We start from the raw sequence: 14206 nt of genomic DNA, 5'->3' as shown, positions 1-14206 counted from the left end.
TCACGGCAGCCGCATGAAGTTGGCGCTGGCCGTCGCGCGCGACATCATCGCCCGCATGTCCGGATCCTCGTGCCCGCGCTCGGCGGTCAGCGCCTCCATCGGGCAGAAGAACTCGTGCGGATGCGCCACTTGGCTGCGGGCGAAGCCCTCGTAGTGGCGGCTCTTGAGCCCGAAGACCACGCGGATGTCGCGCACCGGCAGGGTCAACGGCTGACCAGGCTCCTCCTCGAGCATGCGGATCAGCCGCCAGCGTGGCGTCAGGGTCGTTCGGCTGCACCGGCGCCAGTAGCCAGGGCACTGGGCAGACCGCCAGCAGCGAGGAAGTCGAGGGCGCGAAGCGGGAGCGCTTGTCGAGCAGGTTCTGCAGCGAGGAGCAGGCCTCGATGCAGAGGATATCGACGTAGGGATCGACTGCCGAGGGGCTGAAATGCAGCCACATGCCGTCCGGCAGGGTCCGCAGCCGGTCGGAGCCCGGCAGCTTCAGGAAAGGGTGGGCCGGGCCATCGGCATCGCCGGGGCGGCCGCGCAGCCAAGTCCCCGGCTGTTTCGTGCTGGGGACGACGCCGGGGGGACGCTGGGGCCATTTCCGCAACTGGCTCCTGACCTTGCGGTCAAGGGCCACGTGGCAGGCCGCGGGCAAAGCCTCGCTCATGGGGAGCATTCCTGAGGTTCTATTCATCAACAAGGAGAATGCTGCGGTCACGAACGGGTGTAATCAAGGGCTATTCGCCTCTGGCGTGTAATCGCATGTGTATTCCGCAATCACTCCGCCGCGATCCATTGATAATGTTTTGAATACTTTTATAATTGTTATAGAGGCAGAAATGAAAGAACCCGCCGGATCGCTCCGGCGGGTTCATCAGGCTAAGTAGCAGACGGCTGGATCAGCCGCGACGGGTCACCGGCACATAGTCGCGCTGGCCGGCGCCGGTGTAGATCTGCCGCGGCCGGCCGATGCGCTGCGACGGGTCCTCGATCATCTCCTTCCACTGGCTCACCCATCCGACGGTGCGGGCGACCGCGAACAGCACGGTGAACATGCTGGTCGGGATGCCCATCGCCTTCAGGATGATGCCCGAATAGAAATCGACGTTCGGGTAGAGCTTGCGCTGGATGAAGTAGTCGTCGGACAGCGCGATCCGCTCCATCTCCATCGCCATGTCGAGCAGCGGCTCGTCCTTGATGCCGAGCTCGGCCAGCACCTCGTGGCAGGTCTCCTTCATGATCTTGGCGCGCGGGTCGAAGTTCTTGTAGACCCGGTGGCCGAAGCCCATGAGCTTGGTGTGGGAGTTCTTGTCCTTCACCTCGGAGATGAACTGCGGGATGTTCTCCGGCGTGCCGATCTCGCCGAGCATCTTCAGCACCGCCTCGTTGGCGCCGCCATGCGCCGGGCCCCAGAGCGCGGCGATGCCGGCGGCGATGCAGGCGAAGGGGTTGGCGCCGGTCGAGCCCGCGAGCCGGACCGTCGAGGTCGAGGCGTTCTGCTCATGGTCCGCGTGCAGGATCAGGATGCGGTCCATGGCGCGCGACAGGATGGGGTTCGGCTTCCAGGGCTCCGCCGGCACGGCGTTGAGCATGTAAAGGAAGTTCTCCGCATAGCTCAGGTCGTTGCGAGGATACATGAAGGGCTGGCCGATCGAGTACTTGTAAGCCCAGGCCGCGATGGTCGGGATCTTGGCGATCAGCCGGAAGCAGGCGATCTCCCGCGCCTTCGGGTCGTTGATGTCGAGGTTGTCGTGGTAGAAGGCGGCCAGCGCGCCGACCACGCCGCAGATCACCGCCATCGGGTGCGCGTCGCGGCGGAAGCCGTCGAAGAACCGCCGCAGCTGCTCGTGCACCATGGTGTGGTAGGTGACGCCCTTGCGGAATTCCTCCAGCTGGGCCGGGGTCGGCAGGTCGCCATAGAGCAGCAGGTAGGAGACCTCGATGAAGTCGGACTGCTCGGCCAGCTGCTCGATCGGGTAGCCGCGGTAAAGCAGCACGCCCTGGTCGCCGTCGATATAGGTGATCTTGCTGTCGCAACTGGCGGTCGCGCCGTAGCCGGGGTCGAAGGTGAAGACGCCGAGGTCACCGTAGAGCTTGCGGATGTCGACCACGTCGGGGCCGATGGTGCCGGACAGCACCGGCAGGCTGGTGCTGCGGTTCGACCCATCCAGCGTGACGGTGATGGTCGGCTTTGCCGCCCCGGTTGCCGAGCTGCTCATGGCATATGCGTCCTCGAGGAATGCAGCGCCTCACGACGGGGCCTCTGCGTGGTGCGGTGCAAGATATCGGCGCGGGCTGGGGGTTGGCAACGCGCCTTGGCACGAAGCGCGAACGCGGCCTGTCCCCGGCGGTTCAGAAGCCGCGTCGCCAGGCCTCCGGCGCCGGCTGCGCCGCGGACCACAGGCCGCGCCCGCCCTGTCGGGCGGCGGCCTCGGCGGCGGCGAGGCCGGGTGCCGCACTGCCGGACGCCAGCGCCCAGCCGGCGGCGACCAGGGCGGCGCCCAGCTCGATCCCGCCGGCCTCGCAGGTGCCGAGCGCCCGGCCGCGCCGATCCGCGCCGCTGATCTGGCAGGCGAGGTCGCGCCCGGCGACCAGACGGGCCAGGGCCTCGGCCGCGGCGGCGCCGCAATCCGTGGTCCCGCCCGCTGCGTCGCGGCAGCGTGCCTGGCCGCGGGCCGGCGCTTGCACCGCCTGCAGCCGCAGCACCTGGTCGCCGAGCCGCAGCGTCTCGCCGTCCAGCACGCGGACCTCGCCGGCGGCGGAGGCCAGGGCGGGCAGCGGGCGGGCGGAGCCCAGCAAGTCGCGCGGCACCGCCACCGAAAGCAGCAGGCCGAACAGCCCGATGCCGGTCGCGATGGCCAGTGGCGCCCGCAGACGGGCGGCGGGGCTGGGTCGGAAGATGCGGCGGGTGCGCATGGGCCGAGGCGTATCGTGTCCGATACGGACTCCGCAAGCCTCGGGTCGCCCCATCGCCAATCGAGAATGCCCGGTGCTTCAGGCGCGGGTCCAGGAGGGTCCCGCAACCATCAGATCTTCCCAGGCTTGCATCGCCCGGCCGCGCGCGGCGCTGACGCGGGCGGTGGCGAAGCCCTCCACCGCGCCGATCGCCCAGGCCGGCACGCCGCCGCCCAGCGTGGCGACCAAGCTGCGGGCCACGGCAGTATCGTTGGCGATGCCCAGCTCCTCCTGCACCGCCGAGAGCCGCTTCTGGAAGCGGCGGGTCGCCTTGCCGGGCCAGAGGGGGGCGAAGAGCTCGGCCGCGTAGCGCAGCCGCTTGGCCTCCAGCCGCACCTCGTGCAGCGCCTCGGCGGAGTGGTCCTCGATGTCCTCGCCTTCGGAGCAGAGCTTGTGCCAGCGCTTGTCGAGCAGCGCGGCGGCGGATCCGGGCAGGCTCTCCTCCAGCCGCGCGAGCCGGTCCGGCTCGGCCTCCAGCCGCCAGGGCCGCTGCAGCAGCAGGCCGAGCCCGGCCAGCACCAAGCGGCGGAAGGCCGGACCGTCGAGCTCCGCCCGCAGCGCCGCATAGGCGGCCTGCCGCTTCGCCTCGGCCGCCTTCAGCAGCGCGGCGATCCGCTTGTCGCCTGGCATCGCTTCGCCGACCTGGGCGCCGAGGCCACCGAGGAAGACGTCCCAGTCGCGCGCCGGGCCCAGCCGGTCGGCCAGCGTCTTCAGCCCGGCATCGAAGGACTGCAGCGCCGGGCAGCCGGCCGCCGGACGGAAGACCTTGAGGACGGAGCGCAGCCGGCGCAGCCCGACCCGCATCTGGTGCACGCCCTCGGGGCCCGCGCCGAGGCGGCAGGCGGGGGCGTGGTGGAGCATGACTTCCAGCAGGTGGCCGACAGCCCCGAGCAGCGCCTCCTCGACCGTGCCGGCCTCGGCAAGGTCGGGCGGGCCGCGGCGGCGGGCGCGCGGTGCCTCGCCGCGGGCCAGGGCGCGGCCTTCCTCGGCGAGCGCCGCCCGGGGCGGCAGCAGGGGCAGGTCGGCGGCCAGCCGGCCGGACAGGCCTAGCACCGCTTCCGGCGCGCCGTCAAGCAGCAGCCGGGCGACCGGCGCCTCGTCCGCCACGGCGCGCAGCTTGCCGGTGATCAGGGCTGCCTGGACCGGGCCCTCGGGCGTCGCCAGGGGGACCAGGCTGCGCCGGCCGCTGAAGGCGGCGATGGGCACCAGCGGCCCATCCGGCAGGTCCGGCGCCTTGACCGTCTCGGCCGGGCTGCCGGGCAGCCAGGGCGGCCCGGCCTCCGGCATCGTCCGCAGCATCCGCCGCAGCCCGCGCTGCGATTGCTCGAGCGCCAGGCCGCGCCCGGCCAGGACGCCATTGGCGGTATCGAGCCAGATCAGCTCCTCCGCCGTCCCGCGCGTGCGGCCGCCGCGGGCGCCGGCGATGGCCGGATGGCGGGACAGTCGCCCGGCTGCAGCCGGATCGAGGCTGAATTCGACAGCCAGCCGCGGCCCCGCCGGCCCGGCGCCGGGATCCGGCGCGGGCGGTGCTTCGGCGATGGCACTCTCGAGGCTGTTCAGCTGATCGACTCCGCCGCATCGGCCGCGAGCAGGTCCCGGGGCTGGATGAATCGTATCAATCGTCCACCCCCGGCTCAAGCAGGTGCCAGGGGCTGGCGATGCTGAATTCGACCAGGGCGCCGGTCGGGTACCCTTCCGCCAGGCGTTGTGCCGTGGGGCTGCCGCGGCCCATGGCGCTGATCCCCGGATCAATCCCGGCGATCTCCATCGCCAGCTCGTGCAGGCCGGGGTTGTGACCGATCACCAGCAGGCTGCGGGCGGTCTCCGGCACGTCCTGGATCGCCGCCAGCATGGCGCGCCAGGGCGCGAGGTAGAGCGCGTCCATCGGCTCGACCAATGCCGGGTCGTCGAAGGGGGTGAGGGCTTCCAGGGTCTGCAGGGTGCGCCGGGCGGAGGAGACCAGCACGATGTCGGGCGCCAGCCCGAGCTCCCGCATCGCCTGGGCCATGGCGGCAGCGGCCCGGCGGCCACGCGCATTGAGCGGCCGGGCGTGGTCGGAAAGGGCCGGATCGTCCCAGGAGGACTTCGCGTGCCGCAGCAGCAGGAGCTGTCGCATAGGGGCGCATGTTGGCACGCCCGGCCGGGCTTGTCCTGCCCCCATCACCGGGTTTCCCGCGGAGTGGCGCCCCTTCCCGTTCCGGTGCCCTGGCCTATCTTCCGCCTGCCGCCGCCGGAGTAACCCCGCCGCATGCCCGCCGCCTTGCCGACCTCGCCCGCCGTGCCCCGGCGCCTGGCCCGCCGCAGTCTGCTGGCACTGCCGGCCGCGCTGGCCGCCGGCCCGGCCCCGGCGGTGCCGCCCGAGCTGCGCTTCCGGGTGATGCGGGAGGGGAGTGCGATCGGCACCCATCGCGTCGTCTTCGCCGCGGGCGCGGCAGGGCTGACCGCGCGGACCGAGGTTGATATCGCGGTGAAGCTGCTGGGCGTCACCGTCTTCCGCTTCACCCACCGGTTCGAAGAGGCCTGGGCCGGCGACCGGCTGGCCAGCGCCAGCGCGCGGCTCGACCGCAACGGCAGCCTGTCGGAGATGCAGGCGGTGGCGGCGGAGGATGCGATCCTGGTGCAGGGCAGTGCCGGCCGCTTCCGCCTGCCCGCCGAGGCGGCACCGCTGTCCTGGTGGGACAGCCGGCGGCTCGACCGGCCGCTCTTCGCCAACGACACCGGCAAGCCCGAGATGCTGCGCTGGATCCACACCGCGCTGCCGGGCGGTGGCACGCTGTGGCGGGCGACGGGCGAGGAGGAGTCGGAGGCGACCTATGCCGCCGACGGCACCTGGACCGGCTGGAAGACGAAGGCCGAGGACGGCAGCACCGTGATCTACGAGCCGGCGTGATGCCAGGTCTTCTTCGCGTCGTCCTCGGCGACCAGTGCTCGCGCGGGCTGGCCTCGCTCCGCGACCTCGACCCGGCGCGGGACGTGGTGCTGCTGGCGGAGGTGATGGGCGAGTGCACCTATGTCCGGCACCACAAGCAGAAGATCGTCCTCGTCCTCTCGGCGATGCGGCATTTCGCACGCGCCCTGGCGGCGCGCGGCGTGCGGGTGGACCACATCCGGCTGGACGACCCGGAGAACACCGGCACGCTGGCCGGGGAGGTGGCCCGGGCCGTGGCGCGGCACGCGCCGGAGGGCATCGTCTGTACCCTGCCCGGCGAATGGCGCGTGCTGGAGGACATGCGCGGCTGGGAGGCGGCGACCGGCCTGCCGGTCGACATCCGCGACGACGACCGCTTCCTCTGCGATCTCGGCTGGTTCCGTCGCTGGGCCCAGGGAAAGAAGCAGCTGCGGATGGAGTTCTTCTACCGCGAGATGCGCCGCGCCAACGGCCTGCTGATGGACGGTGAGGCTCCTGCCGGGGGCGCCTGGAACTACGATTCCGAGAACCGGAAGAAGCTCGAGCCGGGCCTGGTACCGCCGGCACCGCGGCGCTTTCCTCCGGATGTGATCACGCGCGAAGTCAGCGCCCTGGTCGAGTCGCGCTTCCCCGGCCATTTCGGCACGCTCGACGCCTTTGCCTGGCCAGTGACGGCGCGGCAGGCCGAGGCGGCGCTGGCCGATTTCATCGCCGCCCGGCTGCCGCGCTTCGGCGACTACCAGGATGCCATGGCGACCGGCGAGCCGGTGCTGTTCCACGCCCTGGTCTCGACCAGCCTCAATGCCGGGCTGCTCTCCCCGCGCGCCTGCTGCGAGGCGGCCGAGGCGGCCTGGCGCGCCGGCCAGGCGCCGCTGAACGCGGTAGAGGGCTTCATCCGGCAGATCCTCGGCTGGCGGGGAATTCGTCCGCGGCGTCTACTGGCTGAAGATGCCGGACTATGCCGGGCTGAACGCGCTGGCGGCGACCCGGCCGCTGCCCTGGTCCTGGTGGTCGGGCGAGACGCGGATGAACTGCATCGCCCAGGCGGTGCGGCAAACCCGCGACCTGGCCTATGCCCACCATATCCAGCGGCTGATGGTGACGGGGAATTTCGCGCTGCTCGCCGGGCTCGACCCGGCGCAGGTGAACGAATGGTACATGACGGTCTATGCCGATGCCTATGAATGGGTGGAACTGCCGAATACCCACGGCATGGCGCTGCATGCCGATGGCGGGGTCATGGGCAGCAAGCCCTATGCGGCCAGCGGCGCCTACATCAACCGGATGTCGGATTACTGCCGCGGCTGCGCCTATGACGTGCGGCAGGCGACCGGGCCCGAGGCCTGCCCCTTCAACGCGCTCTACTGGGACTTCCTAGCCCGGCACGAGCGCCGCTTCGCCAACAACCCGAGGATGGCGATGCCGCTGCAGACCCTGCGGAAGATGGACCCGGCGAAGCGGCAGGCGCTGCGCGACAGCGCGGCGGCCTTCCTTGTCGGGCCGGAGATGGCGCCCGGGCCCTCAGCCCAGGATGAATCCACGGGCTTGCAGGTGGTGGATGCCGGCCAGCTCGATCTCGCCCTCCGGCCCTGAGGGCCGCTCCGGCGGGTAGCCCGGCAGGAAATACCACTGGGCAGAAACATACTGCAGGATGGTGTTGCCGTCCTCATAGGCGACGCGGATCTGCAGGGCGTAGGTGGCTTCGAACGGCTCCTCCCCGAGGAAGGCGGCGCCGGGCACCGGAGACCCGGACTGGCCGCTGCGGCTGGCGAGCACGGAGAAGTCCAGCAGGTCGTGCCCTTCGTGGAAGTCGAGGATCACGTCGCGCCGGCCGGGCCCGACGCCGCTCTCGGCTCCCCCATAGACCCCGATCGAGCGGGTGAAGACGAAGGTGTCGTCGCCGGAGCCGCCGGCCAGCAGGTCCTTTCCGCTGGTCCCGATCAGCGTGTCGCGGCCCGCGCCGCCGAGCAGCGTGTCGTTCCCGCCGCCGCCATCCAGCAGGTCGTCGCCGCTGCCGCCCAGGATGAGATCGGCCTTGTCACTGAGCCAATTGGCCGAGGCAGGGCCTTCGATGAAGGCCAGCGTGCTGGGATGGGTACCACCCAGCAGCCTGTCGTCACCGGGGCCGCCGAGGATCGTGTCCTGGCCGAGGCCGCCGACCACGAGGTCATTGCCGGGCCCGGCAACGAGCAGGTTGCCCTCGCCGGCCGGGGGAAGACGAGGCTCCGTTCGTCCCGGTCGCCCAGCAGCCCGTCGTCGCCCGCCCCGCCGATCAGTGTGTCGGGACCTGCGTCGCCGATCAGGTCGTCCTTGCCGGCGCGGCCGATGAGCAGGTCGGCCCCTGCCGTCCCCTGAAGCGTGTCTGCCGCAGCGGTGCCGATGATCTTTGCCATCTGCCATCCTCCTCCGCTCCTTTGGCATGAGGGTAAGCCCCGGCGGCGCGGGCCGTTGCCTGTCCGTCGGCGGAAGCGCACCGCGCGTGGGCCGGCTTGCATCCACGGCGCCGTAGGCGCGACACCGGACATCAAGGCCGTGCCGGGGGCGCCAATGCCCGTCCCGCGCCGGAGCGCGCTGCTCCGCCGCGCCCGCCCTGGCCGAGGGCTTCCGAGCCGGTGGGTCCGGGTGATCGTTCCCGTCCGGTCTGGCAAGCGCTGGTCGAGGGCTCCGGCGCCGCGGCGGAACAGGGAGGGCAGGGCATGGCCTATGAAGTGGAATGGATGCGGCTGACGGCCGAGGAGCTGCGCGCCCGCGCCGCCGAGGATGCGCTGGTCATCATCCCCGTCGCCTCGCTGGAGCAGCACGGGCCGCACATGGCGACCGGCGTCGACATCATCCTGGCGACCGGCGTCGCCGCCCGAACCGCGGCCGGCATCGCCGCCGCCGGCGCGCCGGTGGTGGTCACGCCCTGCGTCTGGACCGGCCTGGCCGAGCACCACATGGATTTCGGCGGCACGGTGACGCTCGATTTCGAAAGCTTCTCGGGCGTCCTGCGCGGCGTGGTGAGGTCGGCCGCGCGGCATGGCTTCAAGCGGGTGATGCTGCTGAACGGCCATGGCGGCAATGCCGAGGCGGTGATGGTCGCGGCTTCCGAGTTCACCATCGAATACGGCATCAAGGTCGCCGCCGGCACCTATTGGCACATGGTGCCGGAGGTGATCGCGCCGATCCTCGAGAAGCAGTCCGGCCTGATGCATGCCTGCGAGGCGGAGACCTCGATGATGCTGGCGCTGCGGCCCGACAGCGTGCGCATGGACCGGCTGGCCGAGGCGCATGGGCCGATGTCGACCCGCGTCGCCGGCCAGCCGCCCGGCCTCGCGCTGCGGCGGTCCTTCCGCGCCATCTCCGAGACCGGCGTCATCGGCGATGCCCGCCCGGCGACGGCGGCGAAGGGGAGGCACTGCTGGCGGCGATCGGCCAGGCCCTGGCCGGGCTGCTGCTGAACAAGGCGCTCTGGGCATGACCGAAAGCCCTGTCCTCGCCGGGCATGCCGCCTGGGCGGCGCTCGCCGTGCCGCCGCCCGGCATGGCCTTCGCGCGGGAGGAAGGCCGGCTCGACCCCGCCGAGTTCACCGCCGTGGTGCGCGCCTCCGGCCTAGTGCGGCCAGTGGACGACGCGGCGCGGATGGCGGCGATGCTCGCCGGGTCGAACCTGGTGGTCACCGCGCGCGACGCGGCGGGGCGGCTGGCCGGCGTGGCGCGGTCCTTCACCGATTTCGCCTATGGCTGCTACCTGTCCGATCTCTGCGTCGATCCGGCCTTCCAGGGCCGCGGCGTCGGGAAGGCGCTGATCGCCGAGACCAAGCGGATCATCGGCCCGGGCTGCATGCTGCTGCTGCTCTCGGCGCCGGACCCGATGACTTGGTACCCGGAAGCTCGGCATGGAGCGCGTGGCCAACGGCTTCATCATCCGCCGGGACGGCTAGCGCTATCGGTCCGCGTCAGAACCGCAGGTCGATCCAGGACAGGTGCCCACCCTTGCCGGCGCCGGTGTCGAGGAAGACCGCGCGGCCGCCGGCCTCGCCGTCCAGCACGAAGGGCCGCCCATCCGGGAGCGGCGGTCATGCCCGCAATAGACCACCATCCCCGCCGGGATGCGGTCCACCCAGTCATCCAGCCGTTCCGGATAGCCATCCGCCTGGAGCCGGCCAGTGACCTGGCCGAACATCGCGCGCGACAGCAGCGGGTCGGGTTTCCGGGTGCCGGCATCGGGAGGCGGCGGCCGGCCAAGCATGGCGGGATGCCAGCCAGCATGGACGAAGAGCCAGCCGCCGAGCTGCAGCCAGGCCGGCGCCGCGCCAATCTCGGCGATGGCCCGCGCCGCTAGCGCCTCGCCATCCGGCGCCTCCCGCATTGCGCCAGCGTCCGCCCCAGGCCCTCTGCGGCGAAATGCACCCGCTGGCCCAGCAGCGCGCGGCGCAGCTTGTGATCATGGTTGCCGAGCAGGAAGCGGCCGCGCCGCGCATCCAGCAGGCCGAAGGCCAGCCGCAGCACCGCCGGGCTGTCCGGCCCATGGTCGGTCAGGTCGCCGAGCTGCAGCAGGAAGAGCTGCGCGGCCTCGGCCCCGGCCACGGCATGCGCGAAGGCCACCGCATCGCCATGCACGTCGCCCACCACGCGCAGACCGGCGAAGCCGCGCCGGCGCAGGTCGGCGAGGGCGGCATCGGTCATGCCGCGGGCTCCATGCCGTCCCCCGGCGCACCGCCCGCAGCGCCCAGCGTGGCGAAGGCCGCCAGTGCCCGCGTACGGCCCGCGGCATGGTCGATCACCGGCTGCGGATAGTCGCGCCCGAGCACCAAGCCCGCGCCGCGCAGCACCTCCGCCGGGGCTTCCCAGGGCCGATGCAGCCACTTGTCCGGCAGCCGTGCCAGCTCCGGCACGAAGCGCCGGACATAGCGGCCCTTCGGGTCAAATTCTCTCGCCCTGCAGCACCGGGTTGAAGACGCGGAAATAGGGCGCCGCGTCGCTGCCGCTTCCTGCCACCCATTGCCAGGAGGCGCTGTTGGAGGCGAGGTCGGCGTCCACCAGCGTGTCCCAGAACCAGGCGGCGCCGTCCTGCCAGGGTTGCAGCAGGTGCTTCACCAGCAGCGAGGCGGCGATCATGCGGACCCGGTTGTGCATCCAACCATGCCGCCAGAGCTGCCGCATGCCGGCATCGACGACAGGATAGCCGGTCCGCCCGCGCTGCCAGGCGCGCAGCAAGGCGGCATCGCGCCCCCAGGGGAAGCGGGCGAAGCGCTCGCGCAGCGCGCACTCCGGCAGCTCCGGCCGGTGCCAGAGCAGGTGGTAGGAGAATTCCCGCCAGAGGATCTCCGACAGGAAAGGCCAGGATCGCGAAAGCTCGCCCGGCTGCGCCTGGCGCACTGCGTGCCAGACCTGGCGCGGTGAAAGCTCGCCCCAGTGCAGGTGCGGCGAGAGGCCGGAGGTCCCGTCGGTGCCGGGGTCATTACGCTGCGCCGCATAGCCGCTGACAGGTCCGGCGACGAAGCGGGCGAGGCGGGCCTCCGCGCCGGCCTCACCCGGTGTCCAGAGCGCCGGGAAATCCGCTGCCCAGTCGGGCTCGCCGGCGACCGGATAGAGCGCGAGGCTGTCGAGCGTGTCGCCCGGCGGCCGATCGGCGACCGGGCGCAGCTGCCCAGGCGCCAGGATGGGGAAATCCGGCTCGCCCATCGCGGCCACCGCCTTGGCGAAAGGCGTGTAGACGGCATAGGGTTTGCCGCTGCCGCTCGTCACCTGGGTCGGCTCCCGCAGCACGGAGGAGGTGGCGAGGCGCAGCCGGCGGCCGGCGGCCTCCAGCGCCTCGGTCACCCGGCGATCGCGCTCGCGCGCCCAGGGCTGATAGAGCCGCCCGGCGAGGACGTCCGGCGCGCCGATCGCGGCGGCGAGTGCCGGAATGACAATCTCGGCGCGGCCGCGCACCAGCAGCAGCGGCGCGCGCGCGCGGCGAGGTCCCGTCCCAGCGCCTCGAGCGATCGCCGCAGCCACCAGCGGGAAGCAGCGCCCGGTGCCCAGCGCCCCGCCGCCGCGTCGTCCAGCACATAGACCGGCAGCAAGGGCCGGTCGGCCACCGCCTGCAGCGCGGAATTGTCGGCGAGGCGAAGGTCCTGGCGGAACCAGAGCAAGGCGGGGCTGTCCATCGCGCCAATGTAGGGTGGCTGGCGCGAAACGCGACACTCCGCCTTGACGCCGCGGTGGTGGGGCCGGCGCCGGCCGGCCTTCCGCCGCGTCAGCCCGCCGCCGTTCCCACGGCCTCGGCGCCCGTGACCGGGCGCTTCGCCCGGCTCGGCGCGACCGGCATGCTGTAGCAGCGGTCGCTGCCCAGCAGGAACACCCGCGCGCCGCGCGGGAAGAGGCCGGCGATCGCCGGGTCGCCGGCATCGAGGCCGCCGGTATAGGCACCGAAGGCCGGCAGCATGACGCGCCAGGCATCGGCGATGAAGCAGGGCCGGGTCACGCCGCCGCAGCGTGTCGCCATGGTGGCCTTGGGGTGGAAATGGCCGGAGATCTCGCTCGGCTTCACCGCGCCGCGCCGCGCCTCGTGCCGGAAGACCAGCTTGCCGTCCTGCAATTCCTCGACCGCCGTGCCCGGCAGGCCGGCGGGCGGGACGGGGTCGTGGTTGCCGAGCACCCAGACCATCTCGATGCCCGCCAGCAGCCGGTGCAGCAGCGCCGCATCCTCGGCGGCCATGCGGCCGGAGCCCGCGGCATCGTGGAAGCTGTCGCCGAGCGCCACCAGCCGCGCCGGCCGCCAGCGGCGCAATGCGAGTTGCAGCTTCTGCAGCGTCTCCCGCGTGTCGTAGGGTGGCACCATCCGCCCCCTTGGGCGAAGTGGCTGCCCTTCTCCAGGTGCAGGTCGCCGACCACCAGGGTCTTCCGCGCCGGCCAGGCGAGCAGCCCGGCGGGGTCGAGCATCAGCCGCTCCCCGGCCACATGCAGCGGTGCCGGGGTCATGCGCCGGTCACGCTCTTCGGGGCGTTGCGGATGAAGCGGTTGTAGCGCGGCTTGTCCGGGCGCCTGTGGCGCGGCTTGTCGACCACGCCGGCGCGGACCCGCACCCCTTCGGTGACATCGGCCAGCAGGCCGGCGAAGATCTCGTCGCCATCGGTCACCTCCTCGACTAGGGCCGCCGCCTCGGCCAGCAGCGCATCCTCGGCGCCGCCGGCGACCCATTCGCGGCCTTCCTCGATCAGCGCCGGCACCGCGAGGGGGAGACGCGGCCGAGCCGCATGTGGCGGATGCGGCCCTTCGCGCGCGCCAGCACCAAGCCGATGCGGGCGACATCCGTCAGGCCGCCCGCGGCTTCCTGCCGCGTCGCGCGCAACAGCACGTGGTCGGGTTCGTGCTTGCGCAGCACGTCGTAGATCAGGTCGGAGTTCATGGTCATCTGGCGGCCGGACTTCTCCTGCCCGGGATGGTTCTTCTCGATCAGCCCGGCGATGGTGGCAATGTTGCGGAAGGTGCGGCGGAGCATGGAGCTCTCGGCCATCCATTCCTCGAGGTCCTCGCCGAGGATGTCCTCCTCGAACAGCGGCTCGACCTCTGTCGGCTCGAAGGCCGACCAGGTGGCGATGACGTAGTCGGTGGCGAGGTAGCCCATCGGCGCGTAGCCCAGGCGCTCCATCCGCTTGGTGACCAGCATCCCCAGCGTCTGGTGCGCCAGCCGCCCCTCGAAGCAATAGGCGACCATGAACCAGCGGCCGCCGCGCGGGAAGGTCTCGACCAGCAGCCCTTCGCGGTCGGGCAGGGCCGAGCGCTTCTGCTGCAGCCGCAGCCAGTCACGCACGGGGTCGGGCAGCAGGCGCCAGCGCCGGGGATCGTGCAGGATCTCCCGCACCCGGGCGGCCAGCCAGGTGGAGAGCGGCAGGCGCGCCCCGGCATAGGTCGGCACCCGCAGCTCGCCCTCGCCGCCGCGGGAGACGACGGCACTCATCGCGTCCAGCGCCTCGAAGCGCAGCGCCTGTCCCGCGAACATGAAGTTGTCACCGGGCTCGAGGGTCGAGACGAACCATTCCTCGACCTCGCCCAGCACCGGGCCGCCGCGGAGGCGCACCTTCACCATCGGCGTCTCGACGATGGTGCCGAGGTTCATCCGAAGCTGCCGCGCCACCCGCTGGTCCCGCACATGCACCACGCCTTCCGAGATCGCGGAACAGCTTGCGGAAGCGCTCATAGACCCTGAGCGCGTAGCCGCCGTCCTCGACGAAGCGCAGCGTGTCGTCGAAGTCGCGCCGGGTCAGCGCCGCATAGGGCGCGGCGCAGGTGACTTCGGCGAAGAGGTCGTCCGGCAGGAAAGGACCGGCGCAGGCCATGGCCAGGACATGCTGCGCCAGCATCGTCGAGCCCGCCCGGCCGCGGCGGGTCG

15 protein-coding genes and 5 pseudogenes are annotated in these 14206 nt (G+C 72.0%); 5 read left to right on the top strand and 15 right to left on the bottom strand.

Going from position 1 to position 14206, the window contains the following annotated elements:
- The 5 genes from ACQ86J_RS07985 to ACQ86J_RS07965 all read right to left on the bottom strand — a co-directional run bounded on the left by ACQ86J_RS07985 (position 1) and on the right by ACQ86J_RS07965 (position 5056).
- Positions 1-234 (bottom strand): hypothetical protein, encoded by a 234-nt coding sequence (locus ACQ86J_RS07985; protein ID WP_431270704.1) that lies wholly within the window; start codon positions 232-234, stop codon positions 1-3.
- A gap of 650 nt (positions 235-884) precedes the next feature.
- The gene (gene gltA / locus ACQ86J_RS07980; RefSeq protein ID WP_431270703.1) at positions 885-2204 is read right to left on the bottom strand and encodes a citrate synthase; all 1320 of its coding nucleotides are present in this window, start codon (positions 2202-2204) and stop codon (positions 885-887) included.
- A gap of 133 nt (positions 2205-2337) precedes the next feature.
- Complete coding sequence (locus tag ACQ86J_RS07975; RefSeq protein WP_431270702.1) at positions 2338-2901, bottom strand: thermonuclease family protein; 564 nt, start codon at positions 2899-2901, stop codon at positions 2338-2340.
- A 78-nt stretch (positions 2902-2979) separates the two neighbouring features.
- Positions 2980-4578 (bottom strand): CHAD domain-containing protein, encoded by a 1599-nt coding sequence (locus ACQ86J_RS07970; protein WP_431270701.1) that lies wholly within the window; start codon positions 4576-4578, stop codon positions 2980-2982.
- Entirely contained in the window at positions 4556-5056 is a 501-nt protein-coding gene (locus ACQ86J_RS07965; protein ID WP_431270700.1) for a SixA phosphatase family protein, read from the bottom strand. Before ACQ86J_RS07965 ends, ACQ86J_RS07970 begins: the two co-directional genes overlap by 23 nt.
- A 132-nt stretch (positions 5057-5188) precedes the next feature.
- On the opposite strand from ACQ86J_RS07965, the gene ACQ86J_RS07960 reads away from it, so the two are divergent.
- The 3 genes from ACQ86J_RS07960 to ACQ86J_RS07950 are packed head-to-tail and all read left to right on the top strand — an operon-like array spanning position 5189 to position 7441.
- The gene (locus ACQ86J_RS07960) at positions 5189-5830 is read left to right on the top strand and encodes a DUF6134 family protein (RefSeq protein WP_431270699.1); all 642 of its coding nucleotides are present in this window, start codon (positions 5189-5191) and stop codon (positions 5828-5830) included.
- Positions 5830-7032, top strand: a complete 1203-nt coding sequence (locus ACQ86J_RS07955) for a cryptochrome/photolyase family protein (RefSeq protein ID WP_431270698.1) — start codon at positions 5830-5832, stop codon at positions 7030-7032. The genes ACQ86J_RS07960 and ACQ86J_RS07955 overlap by 1 nt, the downstream gene beginning before the upstream one ends.
- Complete coding sequence (locus tag ACQ86J_RS07950; RefSeq protein ID WP_431270697.1) at positions 6944-7441, top strand: hypothetical protein; 498 nt, start codon at positions 6944-6946, stop codon at positions 7439-7441. The genes ACQ86J_RS07955 and ACQ86J_RS07950 overlap by 89 nt, the downstream gene beginning before the upstream one ends.
- Here the strand turns inward: ACQ86J_RS07950 and ACQ86J_RS07945 are convergent.
- Positions 7370-8011, bottom strand: a complete 642-nt coding sequence (locus ACQ86J_RS07945; RefSeq protein ID WP_431270696.1) for a hypothetical protein — start codon at positions 8009-8011, stop codon at positions 7370-7372. The two genes, ACQ86J_RS07950 and ACQ86J_RS07945, sit on opposite strands and share 72 nt — an antisense overlap.
- Before the next feature lie 107 nt (positions 8012-8118).
- Positions 8119-8241: pseudogene (locus tag ACQ86J_RS07940) on the bottom strand (hypothetical protein); the annotation flags it as partial.
- A 303-nt stretch (positions 8242-8544) separates the two neighbouring features.
- Here ACQ86J_RS07940 and ACQ86J_RS07935 point away from each other — a divergent pair.
- A complete protein-coding gene (locus ACQ86J_RS07935; protein WP_431270695.1) occupies positions 8545-9288 on the top strand; it encodes a creatininase family protein in 744 nt (247 codons plus the stop codon).
- Positions 9212-9619 (top strand): annotated as a pseudogene (locus ACQ86J_RS07930) (hypothetical protein); the annotation flags it as partial. The gene ACQ86J_RS07935 and the pseudogene ACQ86J_RS07930, both read left to right, overlap by 77 nt.
- A 166-nt stretch (positions 9620-9785) precedes the next feature.
- Here ACQ86J_RS07930 and ACQ86J_RS07925 read toward each other — a convergent pair.
- From ACQ86J_RS07925 to ACQ86J_RS07890, 8 genes and pseudogenes are all read right to left on the bottom strand, one after another.
- Positions 9786-10515, bottom strand: a pseudogene (locus ACQ86J_RS07925) (metallophosphoesterase).
- A complete protein-coding gene (locus tag ACQ86J_RS07920) occupies positions 10512-10796 on the bottom strand; it encodes an FAD-binding domain-containing protein (RefSeq protein WP_431272330.1) in 285 nt (94 codons plus the stop codon). The pseudogene ACQ86J_RS07925 and the gene ACQ86J_RS07920 overlap by 4 nt, the downstream one beginning before the upstream one ends.
- The gene (locus ACQ86J_RS07915) at positions 10753-11514 is read right to left on the bottom strand and encodes a cryptochrome/photolyase family protein (RefSeq protein ID WP_431272329.1); all 762 of its coding nucleotides are present in this window, start codon (positions 11512-11514) and stop codon (positions 10753-10755) included. The genes ACQ86J_RS07920 and ACQ86J_RS07915 overlap by 44 nt, the downstream gene beginning before the upstream one ends.
- 42 nt (positions 11515-11556) lie before the next feature.
- Positions 11557-11981: pseudogene (locus ACQ86J_RS07910) on the bottom strand (deoxyribodipyrimidine photo-lyase); the annotation flags it as partial.
- A gap of 89 nt (positions 11982-12070) precedes the next feature.
- A complete protein-coding gene (gene pdeM / locus ACQ86J_RS07905; RefSeq protein ID WP_431270694.1) occupies positions 12071-12655 on the bottom strand; it encodes a ligase-associated DNA damage response endonuclease PdeM in 585 nt (194 codons plus the stop codon).
- Between the two features lie 136 nt (positions 12656-12791).
- A complete protein-coding gene (locus ACQ86J_RS07900) occupies positions 12792-13043 on the bottom strand; it encodes a hypothetical protein (protein WP_431270693.1) in 252 nt (83 codons plus the stop codon).
- Complete coding sequence (locus tag ACQ86J_RS07895) at positions 13031-14014, bottom strand: hypothetical protein (RefSeq protein WP_431270692.1); 984 nt, start codon at positions 14012-14014, stop codon at positions 13031-13033. Before ACQ86J_RS07895 ends, ACQ86J_RS07900 begins: the two co-directional genes overlap by 13 nt.
- Before the next feature lie 31 nt (positions 14015-14045).
- A pseudogene (locus ACQ86J_RS07890) lies at positions 14046-14153 on the bottom strand (hypothetical protein); the annotation flags it as partial.
- Between the last annotated feature and the right edge of the window lie 53 nt (positions 14154-14206).

The sequence above is a fragment of the Dankookia sp. P2 genome (assembly GCF_050632255.1).
In the GTDB taxonomy this organism is placed as follows: Bacteria; Pseudomonadota; Alphaproteobacteria; order Acetobacterales; family Acetobacteraceae; genus Paracraurococcus.
The sequence above is the reverse complement of the archived record's forward strand: the minus strand, read 5'-3'. Positions and strand labels throughout refer to the sequence as shown.

Bases quoted from the DNA above. Each gene is read 5' to 3' on its own strand.
- ACQ86J_RS07955 (WP_431270698.1), top strand. From the start codon at position 5,830: ATGCCAGGTCTTCTTCGCGTCGTCCTCGGCGACCAGTGCTCGCGCGGG.
- ACQ86J_RS07960 (WP_431270699.1), top strand. From the start codon at position 5,189: ATGCCCGCCGCCTTGCCGACCTCGCCCGCCGTGCCCCGGCGCCTGGCC.
- ACQ86J_RS07975 (WP_431270702.1), bottom strand. From the start codon at position 2,901: ATGCGCACCCGCCGCATCTTCCGACCCAGCCCCGCCGCCCGTCTGCGG.
- ACQ86J_RS07895 (WP_431270692.1), bottom strand. From the start codon at position 14,014: ATGAGCGCTTCCGCAAGCTGTTCCGCGATCTCGGAAGGCGTGGTGCAT.
- ACQ86J_RS07915 (WP_431272329.1), bottom strand. From the start codon at position 11,514: ATGGGCGAGCCGGATTTCCCCATCCTGGCGCCTGGGCAGCTGCGCCCG.
- ACQ86J_RS07935 (WP_431270695.1), top strand. From the start codon at position 8,545: ATGGCCTATGAAGTGGAATGGATGCGGCTGACGGCCGAGGAGCTGCGC.
- ACQ86J_RS07985 (WP_431270704.1), bottom strand. From the start codon at position 234: ATGCTCGAGGAGGAGCCTGGTCAGCCGTTGACCCTGCCGGTGCGCGAC.
- ACQ86J_RS07965 (WP_431270700.1), bottom strand. From the start codon at position 5,056: ATGCGACAGCTCCTGCTGCTGCGGCACGCGAAGTCCTCCTGGGACGAT.
- ACQ86J_RS07950 (WP_431270697.1), top strand. From the start codon at position 6,944: ATGGTGACGGGGAATTTCGCGCTGCTCGCCGGGCTCGACCCGGCGCAG.
- gltA (WP_431270703.1), bottom strand. From the start codon at position 2,204: ATGAGCAGCTCGGCAACCGGGGCGGCAAAGCCGACCATCACCGTCACG.
- pdeM (WP_431270694.1), bottom strand. From the start codon at position 12,655: ATGGTGCCACCCTACGACACGCGGGAGACGCTGCAGAAGCTGCAACTC.